This is a genomic window from Actinoallomurus spadix (assembly GCF_024055725.1).
Classification (GTDB): domain Bacteria; phylum Actinomycetota; class Actinomycetes; order Streptosporangiales; family Streptosporangiaceae; genus Actinoallomurus; species Actinoallomurus spadix.
On the sequence record NZ_JAMXMX010000029.1, the window covers coordinates 13,986 to 30,902 of the forward strand.

The following is a 16,917-nucleotide window of genomic DNA, read 5'->3' on the forward strand; positions in this document are numbered from 1 at the left end:
GGTACATCGGGCATCGCATGGTTATTCTCGCTGGGCCGAGTGCGAATGAGGAGGATCGGTGTTCGAGTCCGTATTGGTGGCCAACCGCGGAGAGATCGCCCGACGGGTGATCCGCACGGTGCGCGCCCTCGGGATCAAGGCCATCGCGGTCCACTCCGAGGCCGACGCCGACCTTCCGTACGTCGACGAGGCGGACGAGGCGATCCTCATCGGCCCCGCCCAGCCCGCCCAGAGCTACCTCGACATCGACGCGGTGATGGAGGCGGCCAAGCGCACCAACGCGCAGGCCGTCCACCCCGGGTACGGCTTCCTCGCCGAGAACGCCGCGTTCGCCGAGCGGGTCATCGCCGAAGGACTGGTCTGGATCGGCCCGCCGCCCGAGGCGATCTCCGCGATGGGTGACAAGATCAACGCGCGGAACCTCATGGAGAAGGCCGGCGTGCCCGTCGCGTCCGGCACCCGCGAGCCCGTCCCCGACGCCGACGCGGCGGTGGCCGCGGGCATCGGCTACCCCGTCATGGTGAAGGCGGCCGGTGGGGGCGGCGGCATCGGGATGAGCGTCGCCCGCGACGAGGCGGAGCTGCGCAAGGCGTACGACACGGCCCGCACCCGCGCCGAGCGGTTCTTCGGCAACCCGGACATCCTGCTGGAGCGCTACATCGAGCACGCCCGGCACGTCGAGGTGCAGATCCTCGGCCTGGCCGACGGCACGGTCGTGGCCCTGGGCGAGCGCGACTGCTCCGTGCAGCGCCGGCACCAGAAGATCGTCGAGGAGACCCCGTCGCCCGGCGTCGGCCTGGAGCTGCGCGCCCGCATGCTCGCCGCCGCCGTACGCGCAGGCGAGGCCGTCGGCTACCGCGGCGCCGGTACGGTCGAGTGCCTGGTCGACCCGGTCGCGCAGGACTTCGTGTTCCTGGAGATGAACACCCGCCTTCAGGTCGAGCACCCGATCACCGAGCTCGTCACCGGCCTGGACCTGGTCGAACAGCAGTTGCTGATCGCCGCCGGCGAGCCGGTCTCCTTCACGTCCGTCCAGCCGCGGGGCCACGCCATCGAGTTCCGCGTGTACGCCGAGGACCCGAAACGCTTCCTGCCGAGCCCCGGTTCGATCACCGTCTGGGAGGAGCCGGCCGGCGAGGTCGTCCGCGTCGACTCCGGCTACCGCGCGGGCAACAAGGTCACCCCGTTCTACGACCCGCTGCTGGCCAAGCTGTGCGTGTACGGCCCGGACCGGGCTCAGGCGCTCGCCGCCGCCCGGAAGGCGGTGGCGGAGTTCCGGATCGAGGGTCTCAAGACCAACCTGCCGTTCTTCACCGAGCTGCTGGAGGACCCGGGCTTCGCCACCGGTGACTACGACACCGGTCTGGTGGACCGGATGCGAGCCCGGTGATGGACCGTACGGCACACTGCGAAGACGCGAACGAGAGCCTTCGTCCGATGGATAACGTGCGTCCGGCGTACGCCGGCGTTTGAGGAGAGGAGCCGCAGTGGCTGAGGTCCGCGCGGAAATGGTGGCGAACGTCTGGAAGGTGCTCGTCAGCGAGGGTGACCAGGTCGAGGACGGCGACACCTTGGTGATCTTGGAGTCGATGAAGATGGAGATCCCGGTGCTCGCCGAGGACTCCGGCACGATCTCCACCCTGAAGGTCGCCGAGGGCGACGTCATCCAGGAAGGCGACCTGATCGCCGTCATCGAGTAGCCACGGGGAGAGACACCCGGTCACCATGATGAGGGCGAAGACCCCGGACGGCCTCTGCTGCGGCACGCCGCCGGGGTTACTGCTTCTTCGGGTGGCGGTGGTCAGAGGGCCAGGGCGTAGGTCAGGAGCTCGCCGCCGGGGGTGGGGCTCCAGTCGCGGTCGGGCGTGCGGACGAAGCCGAGCCGGCGGTAGATGCGGTGGGCGGCGTGCATGACCGGTTCGGTCGACAGGCGTAGCGTCGTGCAGCCGTCCTCGCGGGCGCGGTGGATGCAGTAGCGCACCAGCGCCTCGCCGAGGCCCAGTCCGCGCGCCTTCGGGTTGACCGCGAGCATGCGGAACTCCGCCTCGTCCGGTCCTGCCAGCTGGGCCCAGGAGCTGTTGTACCGGCAGTAGGTCACGGTCCCGATCGGCTCGTCGTGCCGGGTGGCCACGATCAGTTCGGCCTCGCGGGCGCGGGCGGCGGCGTCTCGCAGGTGGGGGACGTAGCCGCCGTTCGGGCTGATGTAGCCGGCGGCGACGTAGACGGTCGCGGTGAGCTCGCCGATCGCGCGTAGTTCCTCCGGGCGGGCGACGCGGATCTCGATGTCGGCCGCCGTCCCGGTCGCGGACGGTTCCCCCGGTGAACCTGGCGCCGGAGGTTCTTCCTGGCTCACGATGGCAGCTTAGAACACGACATAACCGACCACGTACCTCAGTGGCCTGCGGTGGTCCTGAAGGACCATCGCAGGAGCTCAGCCGGTGGCCGGTTCGGGGAGGTCGCGGACGCGCGGGTCGTCGGCGTCCGCGAGGAAGTCGGACGGCCTGGTCTCGTCCACGCCCGCGGAGACCTTCAGGGCCCGCAGCAGGACGGTGAGCACCACCACGACCACCATGTTGAGGACGAACGCGGTCAGCGCGATGTACCCGGTGTGATGGATGAGCGGGATGTCGGCGATCGGCTGGCCGAAGTGCTTCTGCGTCGGCGAGGACTGCCGGTACGCCGTGACCGTCCCGTACACCATGGCCACCGCCCAGCCCGCCAGCAGCGCCCAGCGGTGGAACCACCGCGTGAACAGCCCGAGCGCCAGCGACGGGAAGGTCTGCACGATCCAGATGCCGCCGAGCAGCTGCAGGTTGATCGCAAGCGACTTGTCGAAGGCCAGGACGAAGACGAGCGCGCCGACCTTCACCAGCAGGGACACGAACTGCGACACCCGCGTCTCCTCGGCCGGGGACGCCTCCGGCCGGAAGAAGGCCTTGTAGACGTTGCGGCTGAACAGGTTCGAGGCGGCGATCGACATGATCGCCGCCGGGACGAGCGCGCCGACGCCGATCGCGGCGAAGGCGACTCCGGCGAACCAGTCGGGGAAGACGTGGTCGAAGAGGGTCGGCACGGCCAGCTGCGGGTTCTTCGCGGCCTTCACGGCCGCCGCCACGTCGGGCTTGGCCAGCGCCATGTAACCGAGGAGGGCGAGGAGCCCGAGCAGCAGGGAGTACGCCGGGAGGAGTGCGGCGTTGCGCCTGATCACGTTGCGGCGGCCGGCGGCGAGCGCCCCCGTGACCGTGTGCGGGTAGATGAACAACGCGAGCGAGGAGCCCAGGGCCAGCGTGCCGTACGCCCAGTGGTTCAGGTCGCTGGTGACGATCGATCCGCCGGGCTTGCGGGTCGCCGGATTGACCTTGGTGAGGGAGGCCTGGGCGCTGTCGAAGATGTGGCCCCAGCCGCCGAGCCTCGTCGGGATGTAGATGATCGCCACGATGATCACGAGGTAGATCAGCGCGTCCTTGACGAAGGCGATCAGTGCCGGGGCGCGCAGGCCGGACGTGTAGGTGTAGGCGGCCAGGAGCGCGAACGCGATGAACAGGGGCAGGTCCCGGGCCAGTCCGGAGCCCTTGACCCCCATGACGGTGAGGACGGCCTGGATGCCGACGAGCTGCAGCGCGATGTAGGGCATCATCGCCAGGATCCCGGTGACGGCCACGGCCAGGCCCAGGCTCTTGGAGCCGAAGCGGCCCCGGACGAAGTCGGCCGGCGTGACGTAGCCGTGCACGTGGGACACCGACCACAGGCGGGGGCCGATCAGGAAGACGATCGGGTAGGCGATCGCGGCGTACGGCAGGGACCAGAAGCCCATCGCGCCGCTGGCGAACACCGCGGCGGGCACCGCGATGAACGTGTAGGCCGTGTAGAGGTCGCCGCCGAGCAGGAACCAGGTGACGAACGTTCCGAAGCTCCGCCCGCCGAGGCCCCACTCGTCCAGGTGCAGCAGCGTCTGGCCGCGCCGCCAGCGGGCGGCGGCGAACCCGACGACGGTCACCACGGCGAGGAAGAAGACGAAGACCGCGAGTTCGACGCCGTTGACGTTGTCCATGGGTACCTCACTCGCCCTTCTCGTCGGCCTGGCCGGAGGGAGAGCCGCCGGCTCCACGGCGGGTGAGGGCGTACGCGAGGCCGATGAAGACCGCTGTGAGGATCACCCAGAGCAGCTGCCACCAGTAGAAGAAGGGGAAGCCCGCGAGACGGGGCTTGATCTTCGCGTAGCTCGGGACGGCGAGGTAGATGACGAAGGGCGCGAGCAGGAGGACGGCGGTCACGACCCGGACGAGCGGCCGGGTCGGCTGGGCGGCTTTGTTCGGCATGTCGGGCCCCTTCGGAACAAAGTTTCGCTCCCGCCACTGTGAAGGCGCCCGGTCACGATCCGATCTCGGCATGCCGCGCGTAGATAACGAACCGGTAACGTCCCAGCGTTCAGTCCGCCGGCTCCGGCGAGAACGTGGGGCCGCGCCCGGACCGGTCGACCTTCTCCGGGGGGATGACCTCCGGCGAAGGCTCCGCGGGCGAAGACTGGAGCGGCTCGGGGGACGGGGCTCCGGCCGGACCGCCGTCCGCCGGGCACAGGTCCTGGGACATCAGCTTCTTCTCGATGATCGGGTCGGCGGAGTCCGGGGGCTTCACGAACGGCGCGCCGGGCAGCATGCGCGCCGTGCAGACGACCTGCAGGTAGCCGTCCACCTCCTTACTCGTCATCCGGCGCCGGAACTCGACGAAGACCGCCCTCGTGCCGATCGCGCGGATCGTCAGACCCGCCGACAGCCGCGTGCGCAGGCCCCGTTCGCGTTCCTGAGGGGTCGGACCGGCCTGGAGTGCGTCGAACACCGCCTGGATGTCCCACGGCGGCACCGACCGCTCCACGGCCTCCAGGGCGTCATCGCGGAAGAAGTACACCTGCGCCTTGGGCAGGGAGGTCGCGGTCGCGGTCGGCGCCTCTCCGGCGCTGACGACGCCGGTGGGGCGCACTCCGCATCCCGCGAGCAGGCACATCGCGGCGGCCGCCCAGACCGCGCGTACGACCCGTGTCATGCCGGGATCCGCACGATGAAGACCGCGCCGCCGCCCGGCGCGTTGCCCGCCTCGATGCTCCCGCCGTGCAGCGCGGCGTTCGCCTGGGCGATCGACAGCCCGAGCCCGGTGCCCTTGCCCGCCGGGCGCGCCGGATCCGCCTTGAAGAACCGGTCGAACACGTGGGGTAGCACGTCCTCCGGGATGCCGGGACCATTGTCGATCACACGTACCTCCAGCCCGGGACGTCCGGTGACGCGGACGGGCGGAGCACCGTGCCGCAGCGCGTTGGCCACCAGGTTGGCGATGATCACGTCGAAGCGCCGCGGGTCGAGCCGTACGCGCAGGCCGGACGGGATCTCGATGATCACCTGGTCGGCCCAGCCGCGGGTGGTCACGCACTCGCGGACGAGGGCGGCGAGCGGCACGTCGTCCATGGTCAGGTCGGCCGTACCGGCGTCCATCCTGCTGATCTCCAGCAGGTCCTCGACCAGGGCGCCGAGACGCCGGGTCTGCTCGGCGACCAGCCGGGCGGCCGTACCGGTGTCCGCGGGCAGCCGGGCGGCGTCCTCCTCGAGCATGTCCGTGACGGCCGTCATCGCGGCGATCGGGGTGCGCAGTTCGTGCGACACGTCGGCGGCGAACCGCCGGGCGGTCGCCTCCAGACGGCGCAGCTCACCGACGGTGTACTCGAGGGACGCGGCGCTCTCGTTGAAGATCCGCGCGACGTCGGCCAGCTCGTCCCGGCCGCGCACGTCGACTCGTGCGGTCAGCTGGCCCCTGCCGAGCGAGCGGGCGGCCCGGGCGAGGCGGCGCAGCGGCCGTAGCACGCTGCGCCCGAGCAGCGCGGCGAGGACCACGGCCAGGACGACCGTCAGCGCGCCCGCCTGCGTCAGGGCGCTCTGGATGCGGCGCAGGTCGGCGTTCTCCTTGGCGAGAGAGGCGAACACGGTGACGGTGAGCGGCAGCGGCGCCCCGTCGCGGCCCTGTACGCGCGTCGCGGCGACCAGCCAGGGCCTCCCGCGGATGACGACCCGCTGGAAGTACAGGCCCCTGGCGGCCTGGGCGGCCAGGCCGGCGGGCACGTCGCCCCGGCCGAACTCCCCGGTGGCGACCGTCGTGATGCCGTCGGTCACGACCACGTACCGGTCGGGACGGACGAGCGAGGTCGCCACGTCGCTCAGCGTCCGCTCCGGCACGGGAGCCGTCAGGTCCCCGGGCACGTTGTGCGCGAGCGTCTCGCGGGTGTCGATGAGGACGGCGTCCTGCGCCCGCTGCAGGATGGCCCGGCGGACGAGGACGTACCCGATGCCTGCGACGAGCGCGGTGGAGGTGAGGCAGGCGGCGACGAACGCGAGGAACAGGCGCCCGCGCAGTCCGCTGATCACGGAGCCGCGAACCGGTAGCCGAAGCCGCGTACCGTCTGGATCAGGGTCGGCGCGGCGGCATCCGTCTCGATCTTGGCGCGCAGCCGTTGCACGCAGGCGTCCACGAGACGCGAGTCACCGGCGTAGCCGTGGTCCCACACCTCCCGCAGCAGGTGGCCGCGGGGGAGGGCCTGGCCGGGATGGCGGGTCAGCTCCAGGAGCAGCCGCAACTCGGTCGGGGTGAGGTGAACGTCCGCGCCGGCCTTCGTGACGCGCAGCGCCGCCCGGTCGATGACCAGGTCGCCGAAGCTCGACCGGCTCATCGGCGTCTTCTCCGCGCGCCGCAGGACGGCGCGGATCCGCGCGTCCAGCACGGCCGGCTCGACGGGCTTGACCACGTAGTCGTCCGCGCCCGCCTCCAGGCCGACGACCACGTCGAGGCTCTCGCCGCGCGCGGTCAGCAAGATGATCGGGATCTCGTCGGACTTACGGAGGCGGCGGCACACCTCGATGCCGTCCAGCCCGGGCAGCATGACGTCCAGCACGACGATCTCCGGACGGCGCGCTCGCGCGTACTCCAGGCCCTCCTCGCCGGTCGTCCGCGCGGTGACCGAGTGCCCCTGACGGGTCAGGGCGAGCTCCAGGCCCGTCCGGACCGACGGATCGTCCTCGACGAGCAAGATCGCGACCATGCGCTCATTATCTGGGCGACGGCCCGGTGGCGGGTGTCTGTCACCAAATCAAGACATTTTCCGGGAAGTGTGACCGGACCCCGACAGTTCAATGACGCTTCGTCGCCAAGGTCGGTTGACATGGCGGGAAAGCGAAGACGCGAACGGAGACGATGGGCCCGGACCGCGATGCGCGGCCTCGGGGCACTCGTACCGCGCAAGGGCCGCAGGCTTCGATACCTCCGCCGGGCGGGCTACGTGCTCGGCGGCCTCGTCGTAATCCTCGGAATCTGCCTGTGGGTGGTCTACACGCAGGTCAAGGTGCCACCGGTCAGCGCCGCCGCCCGGGCGGAGGCGAGCATCCTGTACTACCGAGACGGAACCCCGATCGCCCAGGTCGGGCGGCTCAACCGCGTCGCCGTGCCGCTGCGGGCGATCCCGGCGCACCTGCGCGGCGCGGTCCTCGCCGCCGAGGACCGCGGCTTCTACCAGGAGCCCGTCGTCTCACCGAAGGGCCTGACCCGTGCGATGTGGGCCGCGGTGTCCGGCGGGCCGCGCCAGGGCGGCTCCGGCATCGCCCAGCAGTACGTCAAGGTCGCCTACCTCAGCCCCCGCCAGACGCTCGACCGCAAGGTCAAGGAGCTGTTCATCGCGGTGAAGCTGAACCGGTCCCGATCCAAGGACTGGATCTTCGAGCAGTACCTCAACACCGTCTACTTCGGCCGCGGGGCGTACGGGGTGCAGGCCGCCGCGCAGGCCTACTTCCACAAGGACGTCGGCGCCCTCACCCCGGCCGAGAGCGCGCTGCTGGCCGGAGTGATCCAGGCGCCGTCGTACCTCGACCCCGCGCTCGGGCACACCGCGCAGACGCAGTCCCGCTGGCGGTACGTCATCGACGGGATGATGAGCACGGGCGTGCTGCCGAAGGGGCCACGGCCGGCGTTCCCGAAGGTCGCACCGGCGCACACCGACCCGCTGTACGGCGGGCAGCGCGGCTATCTGATCGAACGGATCACCGCCGAGCTGCACCGGCGGGGCTTCGACGACGACGCGATCTACCGGCGCGGCCTGCGGGTCACCACGACCCTCGACCGCGCGACCCAGGAGGAGGCGCCGCGCGCGGTGGCCGGGGCGGTGCACGGGGACAAGGACATCGAGGCCGGGCTCGCCTCCGTACGGCCGGGTACCGGTGAGATCCTCGCCGAGTACGGCGGACGGGACTATCTCAAGCACCAGTACGACAACGCGTTCCTCGCCGACCTGCCCGCCGGGTCATCCTTCGACCCGTTCGTCCTCGGGACGGCGCTGGAGCACGGCATCGGCCTGCGCAGCGTCGTGGACGGCTCTCCCCTGAAGGGCGTCCGCAACGACAATGACGCGCAGGCCGGGGCGATAAGCCTCCTCGAGGCCACTGGGCGTTCGTTCAACACGGCGTTCGCGCGGCTGCAAGCCGAGACGGGAGCGTCCGCCGCCGGCCGCGTCGGCCTCCCGACCCGGCCGAGGCCGCGGGTCCACGTCATCGACCAGGCCGCGGCGTACGCGGCCCTGGCCGACGGCCGGTACGCCGAACCGCACTTCGTCGCCCGCGTCAGGGACTCGTCCGGGAAGACCCTGCTGACCGTACGACCGCGCGTCCGGCGGGCGCTGTCCCCAGGCGCGGCGGCGGATGTCACCCTCGCCCTCAGGCCGTCCCCGAAGTGGAGTTCGGGGCCCGGCCTCCTCGACAGGCCGATGGCGGGAAAGATCGGTACGACGGAGTCCAACGCCGCCGCCTGGTATTGCGGCTACACCCCGAGCGTGGCCACCGCCGTCGTCACCTACCGCGCCAGCAACCGGCCGCTGATCAACCGTGGCGACGCGCCCCTGCGGGAGGCGGCCGGCACGCCGACCGCCATCTGGAAGGGCGTCATGACGACCGCCCTCGCGGGCCGGCCCTTCGAGGACTTCCCGCCGCCCGCCTGGGTCGGCAAGGCCCGCCTCTTCGCGACACCCACGCCGACCCTCACCACACCGAACCCCTCCACGCCGACGTCACCAGCGGGCACGCCACCGGACGCCTCGCAGGGGAAGACGGGACTTCCCACGCCGCCGTCGTCCCCCGACCCTGAGGGCCTGCGCCGGAAGAAGGATGCTCTCGCGAGCCGGTCCCCGAAGCCCGTCAAAGGGGGCAGCGGGGACGCGGGTGACGAAGGGGACGCCGGTGACGGCGCGGACCCCGGTGGGAGCGGAGACAAGCGTGGTTCCGGGAAAACGGATGACACCGATGACACGGGGAACGAGCAGGAGGCGACGTCCTGACCGGTCAGGCGAGCGACGCGCAGTCCGCCTCGTCGGGCAGCAGCGGGCGGAGCATCACCCGGTAGGACCGGCCGTGATCCGTCCATTCGCTCCACCGGCCGGCCGGTGCCCTCCGGGCGTCCGCGCCGGTCAGGACGGTGCAGGTCCGGGTGCCCACTCGCGTTCCCGAGCCGAGCGGCTTCGCGAACGGCCACCGCGGCGCGCCCGTCGCGGACCCGGGCAGCGCCAGCGCCGCGACCTTGGCCGGCCGGTACGGACGCGGCGCGGCCGCGAGGTCGCCGCGCGGCCAGGCCGACGGATTCAGTCTGCCGAGCAACGCCGCCGCCCTGCCGTCGCTCACCGGCTCGACGAGCCGCGTCGTGCGCGGCCGCCCGTCGACGACGAACGTCACGACGGCGTACATCGCGTCCGCCATGTTCGGGCTCTCCACGGTCCGCGGCGTCGCCAACCCGGCGTCCTGAGCCGCCGACACGATGCTCCGCACCGCCCGCGGCGTCAGGTGGTACTCGGTCAGCGTGCCGGACGACCCGGCGATGGCGCGGCCGTCGCCGTACAGCGAGAAGTCCGGCAGGCTCCCCGGGCCGCCCAGCCCGGCGATGCCGCCACTCGTGCTCGTTCGCAGCACCAGCCGCCCCGCGCCCGGCGGCGCGGACGCCGTCGAGTGCGCAGGCGATGGCGCCGGGGCGGGATCGAGCCCGGCGTCCGAACGTCCGGAACAGCCCACCGCCGCCACCAGCGCGGCGGCCACCACGACCATGGCCTTCATAGGTTCGCTCCTCAGCGCGTGGCGCGTCCCCGCAAGTCAGACGTCATCCGGGGTCGCGCGGTTCCCTGACAGGTCGGGGGGAGCGGGTCGTACGGGGAGGGGATCAGGGGATGAGGTTCCAGCTACCGGCGCGTGCGGCGCAGTCCGCGCGGAAGGCCGCGGCGTCGAAGACGCCCCCGAGGTGCGGGGCCAGGCCGTCGCGGGCGGCGAGCAGGAACTCCGGGCCGGACAGTCTCCCGGACCGCTCGGGCAGGGCGCCGGACAGCGGGCGGGCGGCGATGGTCTCCAGGTCGCGGACGTTGCACAGGTCGTCCAGGCCGGGCCGGCGCGGCCAGGAGCCGATGACGACCCCGGCCGGCTCGAGCCCGTGGTTCGCCATCGCCTCCAGCGTCAGCGCCGTGTGGTTCAGCGTGCCCAGCCCCGGGCGTACGGCGAGCAGCACGGGGGCCCGCAGGTGATGCGCGAGGTCGGCCAGCGTGGCGCCGTCCTCGTCGTAGCGCACCAGGAGGCCGCCGGCCCCTTCGACGATGACGAGGTCACGGTCGAGCGCGCGGATCCGCTCGGCGGCGGTGATCAGGTCGAGCGGCGGCAGCTCGGCCCGCCGGGCGGCCGCCGCCGGGGACAGCGCGTCGCCGTAGCGCGCGAACTCGTGCAGGTCGCCGACGCCCGCGAGCCGCCTGACCTCCTCCAGGTCCCCGGCCTGGTCGGGCCGGACTCCGGTCTGCGCGGGCTTGACCACCGCGACCGAGGCACCCCGCGCCCGCGCCAACGCCGCGACGGCCGCCGTCACGACCGTCTTGCCGACCCCGGTATCCGTTCCGCTGACCACGAGCACGCTCACCTGAGTGAGGGTAACGAGGAGCGGAGCCGAGCGAGACCCTCGGCACCGAGGATTTCCGTGCCCCTGGCAACCCCTATCCTCGGCGCGGACGTTCTCAGTCGTCCCAGGGCTCCCACTTGTCGGTTTTGATCTCGAAGCCGAACGGATCCGGCAGACGGATCGTCTCACCGAACTCCCATGACAGCAGGTGCCGGTACGTCCCGCTGCTTCGATCCGGGTGAGAGAAGAACAGGGTCTGCGCGGCGCGCGGGTCCCGATCGACGAGGATGTAGTTGGGGATTCCGGTCTGGGCGTAGCCGCTCCACTTGGTCGCGGCACCGCGTCTCGGACCCGGCCGGCGGTCGCACGCGGCATTCGACCGGGAGGTGACCTCGACGACCAGACTCACCTGGCCGGGGAGGAGATGCCGGGCATCGGACTTGCGGGCCTCGTCCTGCACATCGACGTCCAGGACGATGAGATCCGGGATGTAGCCGTCCCGGATGTCGCTGAGGTTGAGGTCGGTCACCTGAATGCACCGCCAGGGGAAGGTCGGATCGGCGATCCGTGCCTCGACCAGGCTGTCGGCGATGTCCTGGACTATGCCGTTATGGCCGACCGTCGGACCCGGTGACACGACGATTTCCCCTCCGATGACCTCGACCCTCGTGCCGTCGTCAGGGAGGTGGAGGAAGTCGGCCAGCTCGCCGCGGACCCACAGGTCGTACGGGGTGTCCGGGAGCGTGTAGTAATGGGCCACCGCGCTCACGTTGCGTGACTCCTCCCTCACGATCAGCTCCGGTCATCGTAGGGAACCCGCTTGCCGTCCGTACCTGGAACCGTACATTCCAGCGGACCTGATCAGGGCGTCTCGCCCTGGCGGCGGAGGCGGGTGATGAACTTGTAGCGGTCGCCGCGGTAGAAGGACTGGGCCCACTCGACGGGGTGGCCGTCGAGGTCGAAGGCGTGCCGGGACAGCAGGAGCAGCGGCAGGCCGACGTCGACGCCGAGGAGCTGGGCGTCGTCGGGGGTGGCCAGCACGGTCTCGATCGTCTCCTCCGCCTCGGCGAGGTGCACGTCGTACGCGGTGGCGAGGGTCTCGTACAGCGAACCGTGGCGCGGCAGCTCCTTGCGGAGCCCCGGAAAGCGGCGGGCCGGCAGCAGGGACGTGTCGATCGACATCGGCTCGCCGTCGGCCAGGCGGAGCCGGTGGATGCGCAGGGCGCGGCCGCCGGGACGGATGCCGAGCAGACCGGCGACCCGCTCGTCGGCGGTGACGTAGTCGATGTCGAGGATGCGGGTCTCGGGGTTGAGGCCGTGGTGCCGCATGTCCTCGGTGTAGCTGACCAGCTGCAGCTCCTGCGCGACCTTCGGCTTGGCGACGAAGGTGCCCTTGCCCTGGATCCGCTGCAGGCGGCCTTCGATCACCAGCTCCGCGAGGGCCTGCCGGACGGTCGTGCGGGAGGTTCCGTACTTCTCCGCGAGCGTGCGTTCCGGCGGAAGGGGACTACCCGGGGTCAGCGCCTCGGTCAGTTCGACGAGGCGCTTCTTCAGCCGGTAGTACTTCGGGACCCGTGGCTCGATTCCGAGTTCCGGTGCCTGCTCAGCCGTCACGCGCACTCCTCACGTTCACCGCCGCGTCGCTCCGGCGTTAGGAGCAGGGTACGGTCTGGTCCGCTTCTTGACAGTAGCCAGCGCTCGCGTGACGACTGTGAAATCCGCCTCGCCCAGGTCGGCGCGGGCGGCGAGCCGCAGGCAGGCGCGTCCCACCGGTACGGAGGGTGGCCGGAAACAGCCGACCCGGATCCCGTGGTCCGCGCACAGGTCCGCCGCGCGGACGGCCTCGTGGGGGTCCCCGATGATGACCGGGACGACGGCGGCGGCCGGGGACGTGGTCGTGAGCCCGAGCTCGCGGGCGGCGCCGGCCAGGCGGAGGGCGCCGGCGCGGGCACGCTCCGGCAGGCCCGGGTCGGCGCCCAGCACGTCGAGCGCGGCGAGGGCCGCCCCGGCGCACGCCGGCGCCAGACCGGTGTCGAACACGAACGACCGTGCCGTGTCGATCAGCGTCTCGATGACCTCGGGTGCGCCGAGGACCGCGCCGCCCTGCGCGCCGAGCGCCTTGGACAGGGTGACGGTGCGGACGACGTCGGGCTCGCCGGCGATCCCCGCGGCGAACGCCGCGCCCCGGCCGCCCGGTCCCACGACGCCGAGCGCGTGCGCCTCGTCGATCACCAGGATCGCGCCGTGGCGCCGGACGACCCGGTGCAGCTCACGGAGGGGGGCCAGGTCACCGTCCACCGAGAACACCGCGTCGGTCACGACGATCGCGTCCGCCGAACCCGTCAGGGCGGCGTCCACGGCCGCGACGTCCCCGTGCGGGGTGACGGTGACCGCCGCACACGAGAGCCGGCACCCGTCGATCAGTGAGGCGTGGTTGGCCTGGTCGGAGACGATCAGCCGGGGCCGTAGCGCGGTGAGGGTCCCCAGGTTGGCCAGGTAGCCGGAGGAGAACACCAGGGCGGACGGTGCCCCGGTGAACTCCGCCAGGCGGTGCTCCAGCTCGGCGTGCAGCTCCGTCGTCCCGGTGACGAGTCGTGAACCGGTGGAGCCGGCCCCCCACTTGCGCACGGCCTCGACCGCCCCCTCGGCCAGCCGGGCGTCGCGGGACAGGCCGAGATAGTCGTTGGAGGCCAGATCAAGGAGCGACGGGACGGGCGTGCGGGGGCGCAACGTCCGGTGCAGGCCGGCGGCCGTACGCTCGCGGGTCGCGGCCCTCAGCCGCTGAAGTGGGTCCACCCGGAAATCATTCCAGCCCCGCCTGCGATTATGCAGACGTGCCCACGTTGACCGACCTCACCAGGCAGCACACCGATCTGGACGCGGCGGATCTCGAATGGATCCACGCCCTCGTGTCGGACTGGCAGCTGCTCGCCGACCTGTCGTTCGCGGACCTGGTGCTCTGGGTCCCCCTGACCGGGCGCCGCCCACGCCAGGGCGGCGGCCCGCCCGGCGTCGGCGGCTGGGTGGCCGTCGCCCAGATCCGGCCCACGACCGGCCCCACCGCGTACACCGACGACCTCGTCGGCATGGTCGTCGAGCCGGGCAGGCGAGGCCTGATCGACGTGGCCTGGACGGAGCAGCGCATCTGCCGGGAGGGGGACCCGGAGTGGGGGAGCGGCATCCCGGTCCGGGAGGAGGCGATCCCGGTCCGCCGGGACGGCCGGATCCTCGGCATCATCCAGCGCAGCACGAACCTCAGCTCGGCGCGTACGCCCAGCCACCTGGAGCTGACGTACCTGCAGAGCGCCAGCGACCTGGCGAAGATGATCGACGAGGGGCGGTTCCCCTTCCGCGAGGTGGAGCCGAACCTCGCCCGGTCCCCGCGGGTCGGTGACGGCCTGATCCGGGTCGACCGGGACGGGCGCGTGCTCTACGCGAGTCCGAACGCGCAGTCGGCGTACCGCAGGCTCGGGCTGGCCACCGATCTGGTCGGCACGCCCCTGGGGGACACCACCGCCCGGCTCATGAACACCGCGGTGGACGACTCACTGGCGGTGGTCGCCGGCGGGCGCGCTCCGAGCGAGACCGAGATCGAGAGCAACGGCGCGATCGTGCAGTTGCGGGCGATCCCGCTGATCGTGGACGGGAACCGTACGGGCGCGCTCGTGCTGCTGCGGGACGTCACCGAGCTGCGCTGGCGCGACCGGGCGCTGATGAGCAAGGACGCCACCATCCGGGAGATCCACCACCGGGTGAAGAACAACCTGCAGACCGTCGCGGCGCTCCTGCGCCTGCAGGCCCGGCGGCTCCGGGTGCCGGAGGGGCGGGCGGCCCTGGAGGAAGCGGTGCGCCGGGTCGGCTCGATCGCGATCGTCCACGAGACGCTCTCCCACACGCCCGAGGAGCTCGTCGACTTCGACGACATCGCGGACCGGGTGGTGGCCATGGCCGGCGAGGTCTCGGCGCCGGAGACGCGGGTCCGCCCGAAGAGGGTCGGGAGCTTCGGCGTGCTGCCCGCGGTGATCGCCACCCCGCTCGCCATGGTCCTCGCCGAGCTGCTGCAGAACGCCCTGGAGCATGGCCTGGCCAACCGCGCCGGCTCCCTCGAAGTGGTGGTGACGCGCGGCGACGAACGGCTGAAGGTCCTGGTGGCCGACAACGGGAGCGGGCTGCCCGACGACTTCGACGTCGAGTCGACCGCGAGCCTGGGCCTGCAGATCGTCCGCACCTTGATCGTGGGGGAGCTGGGCGGGGTCATCGACCTGCGGCCGCGTCAGGGCGGGGGCACGGAGGTGGTCCTGGACATTCCCCTGGACCAGGGGCCGCGCACGGTTCCGACCGCCTGAGACGGCCGGCGGCGCGATCTTCTGAGGACATCTCCGGTAACAGGGACGTCTGGAAACACGGACGCCCGTGACCTGGGGTCACGGGCGTCGATCCGGCGCGAGGTCGTGGGCCGATCCGCGAGCCACGATGCGGCGAATGTCGTCTCTCAGGGTGGTCTCTCACGCGTGGGCGCGAGCGCGGGCGCGGGCGTTCCGCCGCTTTAGGGCGCGTCGCTCGTCTTCGCTCATGGCACCCCAGACCCCGGCGTCCTGGCCGGAGGTCAGCGCCCAGTTGAGGCAGGCGTCGGTCACCGGGCAGCGGCGGCATACCTGCTTGGCCTCTTCGATCTGTACCAGCGCGGGGCCGGTGTTCCCGATCGGGAAGAACAGCTCGGGGTCCTCGTCACGGCAGGCAGCGCGGTGGCGCCAGTCCATGCGGTCCACTCCTTCGTAGCGCGTGAAGTGTCGACTCCACTTGTGAACGGTTTCACGATGTCGCGAACAGTCCAAGGACCGTGGGTAAGGTCCGGGAAGTGTTCATGGCGGTCTCGACCAGGGGTGATACCCGTATGCCGCGCGCCACTTAGAGATTCCCAGGGCGCCAGAGAGGGCGCAAGAGCTTTGAGAAACTTTTCTCAAAGTATGGCTGTCGCGTGTGTCACATGGTTGAAACATGAACGTGACTTCGTGACTCAGATCACGATCCGCACCGCCTTGGGAACGGACCGGAAGGTCACCGCCTCGCGTTGCCCGAGGTAGTCCCCGTCGACCTGGAAGGCGATGGGCCGGTGGGAGCGCAGCGTGAACTCCGTCAGGTCGTGCAGACCGAGGACGTGGGCGCCGCGCGGCTGCCGCTGAAACGGCGGCAGGATCTGCGACAGCACGCTCAGCGTCGACACCAGGTCGAGCCGCCGCAGCCCGAACAGGTCCAGGCCGGTCGCGAACGCCGCCCGCGGGCTCGGGTCGACCGGCCACGGACCCGCGTACGTCCAGGGCGAGGTGTTCGACACGATGCCCAGGAAGATGTGCCCGAGCGGCGGTTTCCCGGGCACCTCCAGGGTGAGCGCCGGGCGGCGCCGGTCCGTCAGCACGAAGAACTGGCGCAGCGCCGTGCGGATGTACAGCGTGGAGTACGCGCGGGACCCGGCGGCCCGGCGCTGCTCGACGGCGTGAACGACCTCGGCGTCCAGCCCGAGACCCGCGCAGAAGGTGAAGTAACGGTCGTCCGCCATGCCCAGGCCGACCGTACGGTGCCGCCCGGCCCGAAGCGCCTCCAGGACCTGCCCGGCCGCGTCGAGGGCGTTGTTCGGCAGCCCGAGGGAGCGGGCGAAGACGTTCGCGCTGCCGGAGGGGACCACGGCCAGCGCCGGCAGGTCCGGCGACGGACCCGCGGCGAGCAGCCCGTTGACGGCCTCGTTCACGGTGCCGTCCCCGCCCAGCGCGATGATCACGTCGTAGCCCTCGCCGACCGCCTGCTCGGCCAGCTCGGTCGCGTGCCCGCGCCGCTGGGTCTCGGCCAGCTCCAGCCGTACCTCGCCGGCGAACGCGCGCATCAGCACGTCCCGGGCTCGCCGTGACGTTGTCGTCGCCTTCGGGTTGGCGATCAAGAGAGCGCGCACGCCAAAAGGGTAGCTTCACCGCAGACCAGCGG

Annotated in this window: 17 protein-coding genes; 4 read left to right on the forward strand and 13 right to left on the reverse strand. The window is 71.7% G+C overall.

Annotation, left to right across the window (positions count from 1 at the left end; genetic code table 11):
• The first annotated feature begins 58 nt into the window (after positions 1 to 58).
• Together NE235_RS31405 and NE235_RS31410 are read left to right on the forward strand one after the other, a co-directional pair.
• Positions 59 to 1,390, forward strand: a complete 1,332-nt coding sequence (locus NE235_RS31405) for an acetyl-CoA carboxylase biotin carboxylase subunit (protein WP_252809386.1) — start codon at positions 59 to 61, stop codon at positions 1,388 to 1,390.
• A 97-nt stretch (positions 1,391 to 1,487) separates the two neighbouring features.
• Complete coding sequence (locus NE235_RS31410; RefSeq protein WP_252809388.1) at positions 1,488 to 1,700, forward strand: biotin/lipoyl-binding carrier protein; 213 nt, start codon at positions 1,488 to 1,490, stop codon at positions 1,698 to 1,700.
• Positions 1,701 to 1,801: 101 nt separating this feature from the next.
• On the opposite strand, the gene NE235_RS31415 is transcribed toward NE235_RS31410, so the two are convergent.
• The 6 genes from NE235_RS31415 to NE235_RS31440 all read right to left on the reverse strand — a co-directional run bounded on the left by NE235_RS31415 (position 1,802) and on the right by NE235_RS31440 (position 7,078).
• The gene (locus NE235_RS31415) at positions 1,802 to 2,353 is read right to left on the reverse strand and encodes a GNAT family N-acetyltransferase (protein ID WP_252809391.1); all 552 of its coding nucleotides are present in this window, start codon (positions 2,351 to 2,353) and stop codon (positions 1,802 to 1,804) included.
• 78 nt (positions 2,354 to 2,431) lie between these two features.
• Positions 2,432 to 4,051 (reverse strand): monocarboxylate uptake permease MctP, encoded by a 1,620-nt coding sequence (mctP, locus tag NE235_RS31420; protein ID WP_252809393.1) that lies wholly within the window; start codon positions 4,049 to 4,051, stop codon positions 2,432 to 2,434.
• A gap of 7 nt (positions 4,052 to 4,058) precedes the next feature.
• A complete protein-coding gene (locus tag NE235_RS31425) occupies positions 4,059 to 4,319 on the reverse strand; it encodes a DUF3311 domain-containing protein (protein WP_252809395.1) in 261 nt (86 codons plus the stop codon).
• 109 nt (positions 4,320 to 4,428) lie between these two features.
• A complete protein-coding gene (locus tag NE235_RS31430; protein ID WP_252809397.1) occupies positions 4,429 to 5,040 on the reverse strand; it encodes a hypothetical protein in 612 nt (203 codons plus the stop codon).
• Positions 5,037 to 6,407: a sensor histidine kinase gene (locus tag NE235_RS38445; RefSeq protein ID WP_252809398.1), complete on the reverse strand. Its 1,371-nt coding sequence runs from the start codon at positions 6,405 to 6,407 to the stop codon at positions 5,037 to 5,039. Before NE235_RS38445 ends, NE235_RS31430 begins: the two co-directional genes overlap by 4 nt.
• On the reverse strand, positions 6,404 to 7,078 hold the full coding sequence (locus NE235_RS31440; protein ID WP_252809400.1) for a response regulator transcription factor: 675 nt from the start codon (positions 7,076 to 7,078) through the stop codon (positions 6,404 to 6,406). Before NE235_RS31440 ends, NE235_RS38445 begins: the two co-directional genes overlap by 4 nt.
• A 120-nt stretch (positions 7,079 to 7,198) precedes the next feature.
• Here NE235_RS31440 and NE235_RS31445 point away from each other — a divergent pair, with 120 nt between their 5' ends.
• The gene (locus NE235_RS31445; protein ID WP_252809402.1) at positions 7,199 to 9,355 is read left to right on the forward strand and encodes a transglycosylase domain-containing protein; all 2,157 of its coding nucleotides are present in this window, start codon (positions 7,199 to 7,201) and stop codon (positions 9,353 to 9,355) included.
• 4 nt (positions 9,356 to 9,359) lie between these two features.
• On the opposite strand, the gene NE235_RS31450 is transcribed toward NE235_RS31445, so the two are convergent.
• The 5 genes from NE235_RS31450 to NE235_RS31470 all read right to left on the reverse strand — a co-directional run bounded on the left by NE235_RS31450 (position 9,360) and on the right by NE235_RS31470 (position 13,737).
• On the reverse strand, positions 9,360 to 10,121 hold the full coding sequence (locus NE235_RS31450) for a hypothetical protein (protein WP_252809404.1): 762 nt from the start codon (positions 10,119 to 10,121) through the stop codon (positions 9,360 to 9,362).
• A gap of 103 nt (positions 10,122 to 10,224) precedes the next feature.
• Positions 10,225 to 10,962, reverse strand: coding sequence for a dethiobiotin synthase (gene bioD, locus NE235_RS31455; RefSeq protein WP_252809406.1), 738 nt, complete (start codon positions 10,960 to 10,962; stop codon positions 10,225 to 10,227).
• Between the two features lie 94 nt (positions 10,963 to 11,056).
• Complete coding sequence (locus NE235_RS31460; RefSeq protein WP_252809408.1) at positions 11,057 to 11,710, reverse strand: Uma2 family endonuclease; 654 nt, start codon at positions 11,708 to 11,710, stop codon at positions 11,057 to 11,059.
• 92 nt (positions 11,711 to 11,802) lie between these two features.
• Positions 11,803 to 12,555, reverse strand: coding sequence for a GntR family transcriptional regulator (locus tag NE235_RS31465; RefSeq protein ID WP_252809409.1), 753 nt, complete (start codon positions 12,553 to 12,555; stop codon positions 11,803 to 11,805).
• A gap of 15 nt (positions 12,556 to 12,570) precedes the next feature.
• Positions 12,571 to 13,737: an 8-amino-7-oxononanoate synthase gene (locus NE235_RS31470; RefSeq protein ID WP_252809411.1), complete on the reverse strand. Its 1,167-nt coding sequence runs from the start codon at positions 13,735 to 13,737 to the stop codon at positions 12,571 to 12,573.
• A gap of 38 nt (positions 13,738 to 13,775) precedes the next feature.
• On the opposite strand from NE235_RS31470, the gene NE235_RS31475 reads away from it, so the two are divergent.
• Entirely contained in the window at positions 13,776 to 15,287 is a 1,512-nt protein-coding gene (locus NE235_RS31475) for a histidine kinase N-terminal domain-containing protein (protein WP_252809413.1), read from the forward strand.
• 159 nt (positions 15,288 to 15,446) lie between these two features.
• Here NE235_RS31475 and NE235_RS31480 read toward each other — a convergent pair whose 3' ends face one another.
• Positions 15,447 to 15,701: a WhiB family transcriptional regulator gene (locus NE235_RS31480; protein ID WP_252809415.1), complete on the reverse strand. Its 255-nt coding sequence runs from the start codon at positions 15,699 to 15,701 to the stop codon at positions 15,447 to 15,449.
• A gap of 257 nt (positions 15,702 to 15,958) precedes the next feature.
• On the reverse strand, positions 15,959 to 16,885 hold the full coding sequence (locus tag NE235_RS31485; RefSeq protein ID WP_252809416.1) for a diacylglycerol/lipid kinase family protein: 927 nt from the start codon (positions 16,883 to 16,885) through the stop codon (positions 15,959 to 15,961).
• Between the last annotated feature and the right edge of the window lie 32 nt (positions 16,886 to 16,917).

What these genes read in the sequence shown, in the direction of transcription:
- mctP (WP_252809393.1), bottom strand. Translation starts at nt 4,051, where the DNA reads ATGGACAACGTCAACGGCGTCGAACTCGCGGTCTTCGTCTTCTTCCTC.
- NE235_RS31425 (WP_252809395.1), bottom strand. Translation starts at nt 4,319, where the DNA reads ATGCCGAACAAAGCCGCCCAGCCGACCCGGCCGCTCGTCCGGGTCGTG.
- NE235_RS31430 (WP_252809397.1), bottom strand. Translation starts at nt 5,040, where the DNA reads ATGACACGGGTCGTACGCGCGGTCTGGGCGGCCGCCGCGATGTGCCTG.
- NE235_RS31440 (WP_252809400.1), bottom strand. Translation starts at nt 7,078, where the DNA reads ATGGTCGCGATCTTGCTCGTCGAGGACGATCCGTCGGTCCGGACGGGC.
- NE235_RS31445 (WP_252809402.1), top strand. Translation starts at nt 7,199, where the DNA reads ATGGCGGGAAAGCGAAGACGCGAACGGAGACGATGGGCCCGGACCGCG.
- NE235_RS31450 (WP_252809404.1), bottom strand. Translation starts at nt 10,121, where the DNA reads ATGAAGGCCATGGTCGTGGTGGCCGCCGCGCTGGTGGCGGCGGTGGGC.
- NE235_RS31480 (WP_252809415.1), bottom strand. Translation starts at nt 15,701, where the DNA reads ATGGACTGGCGCCACCGCGCTGCCTGCCGTGACGAGGACCCCGAGCTG.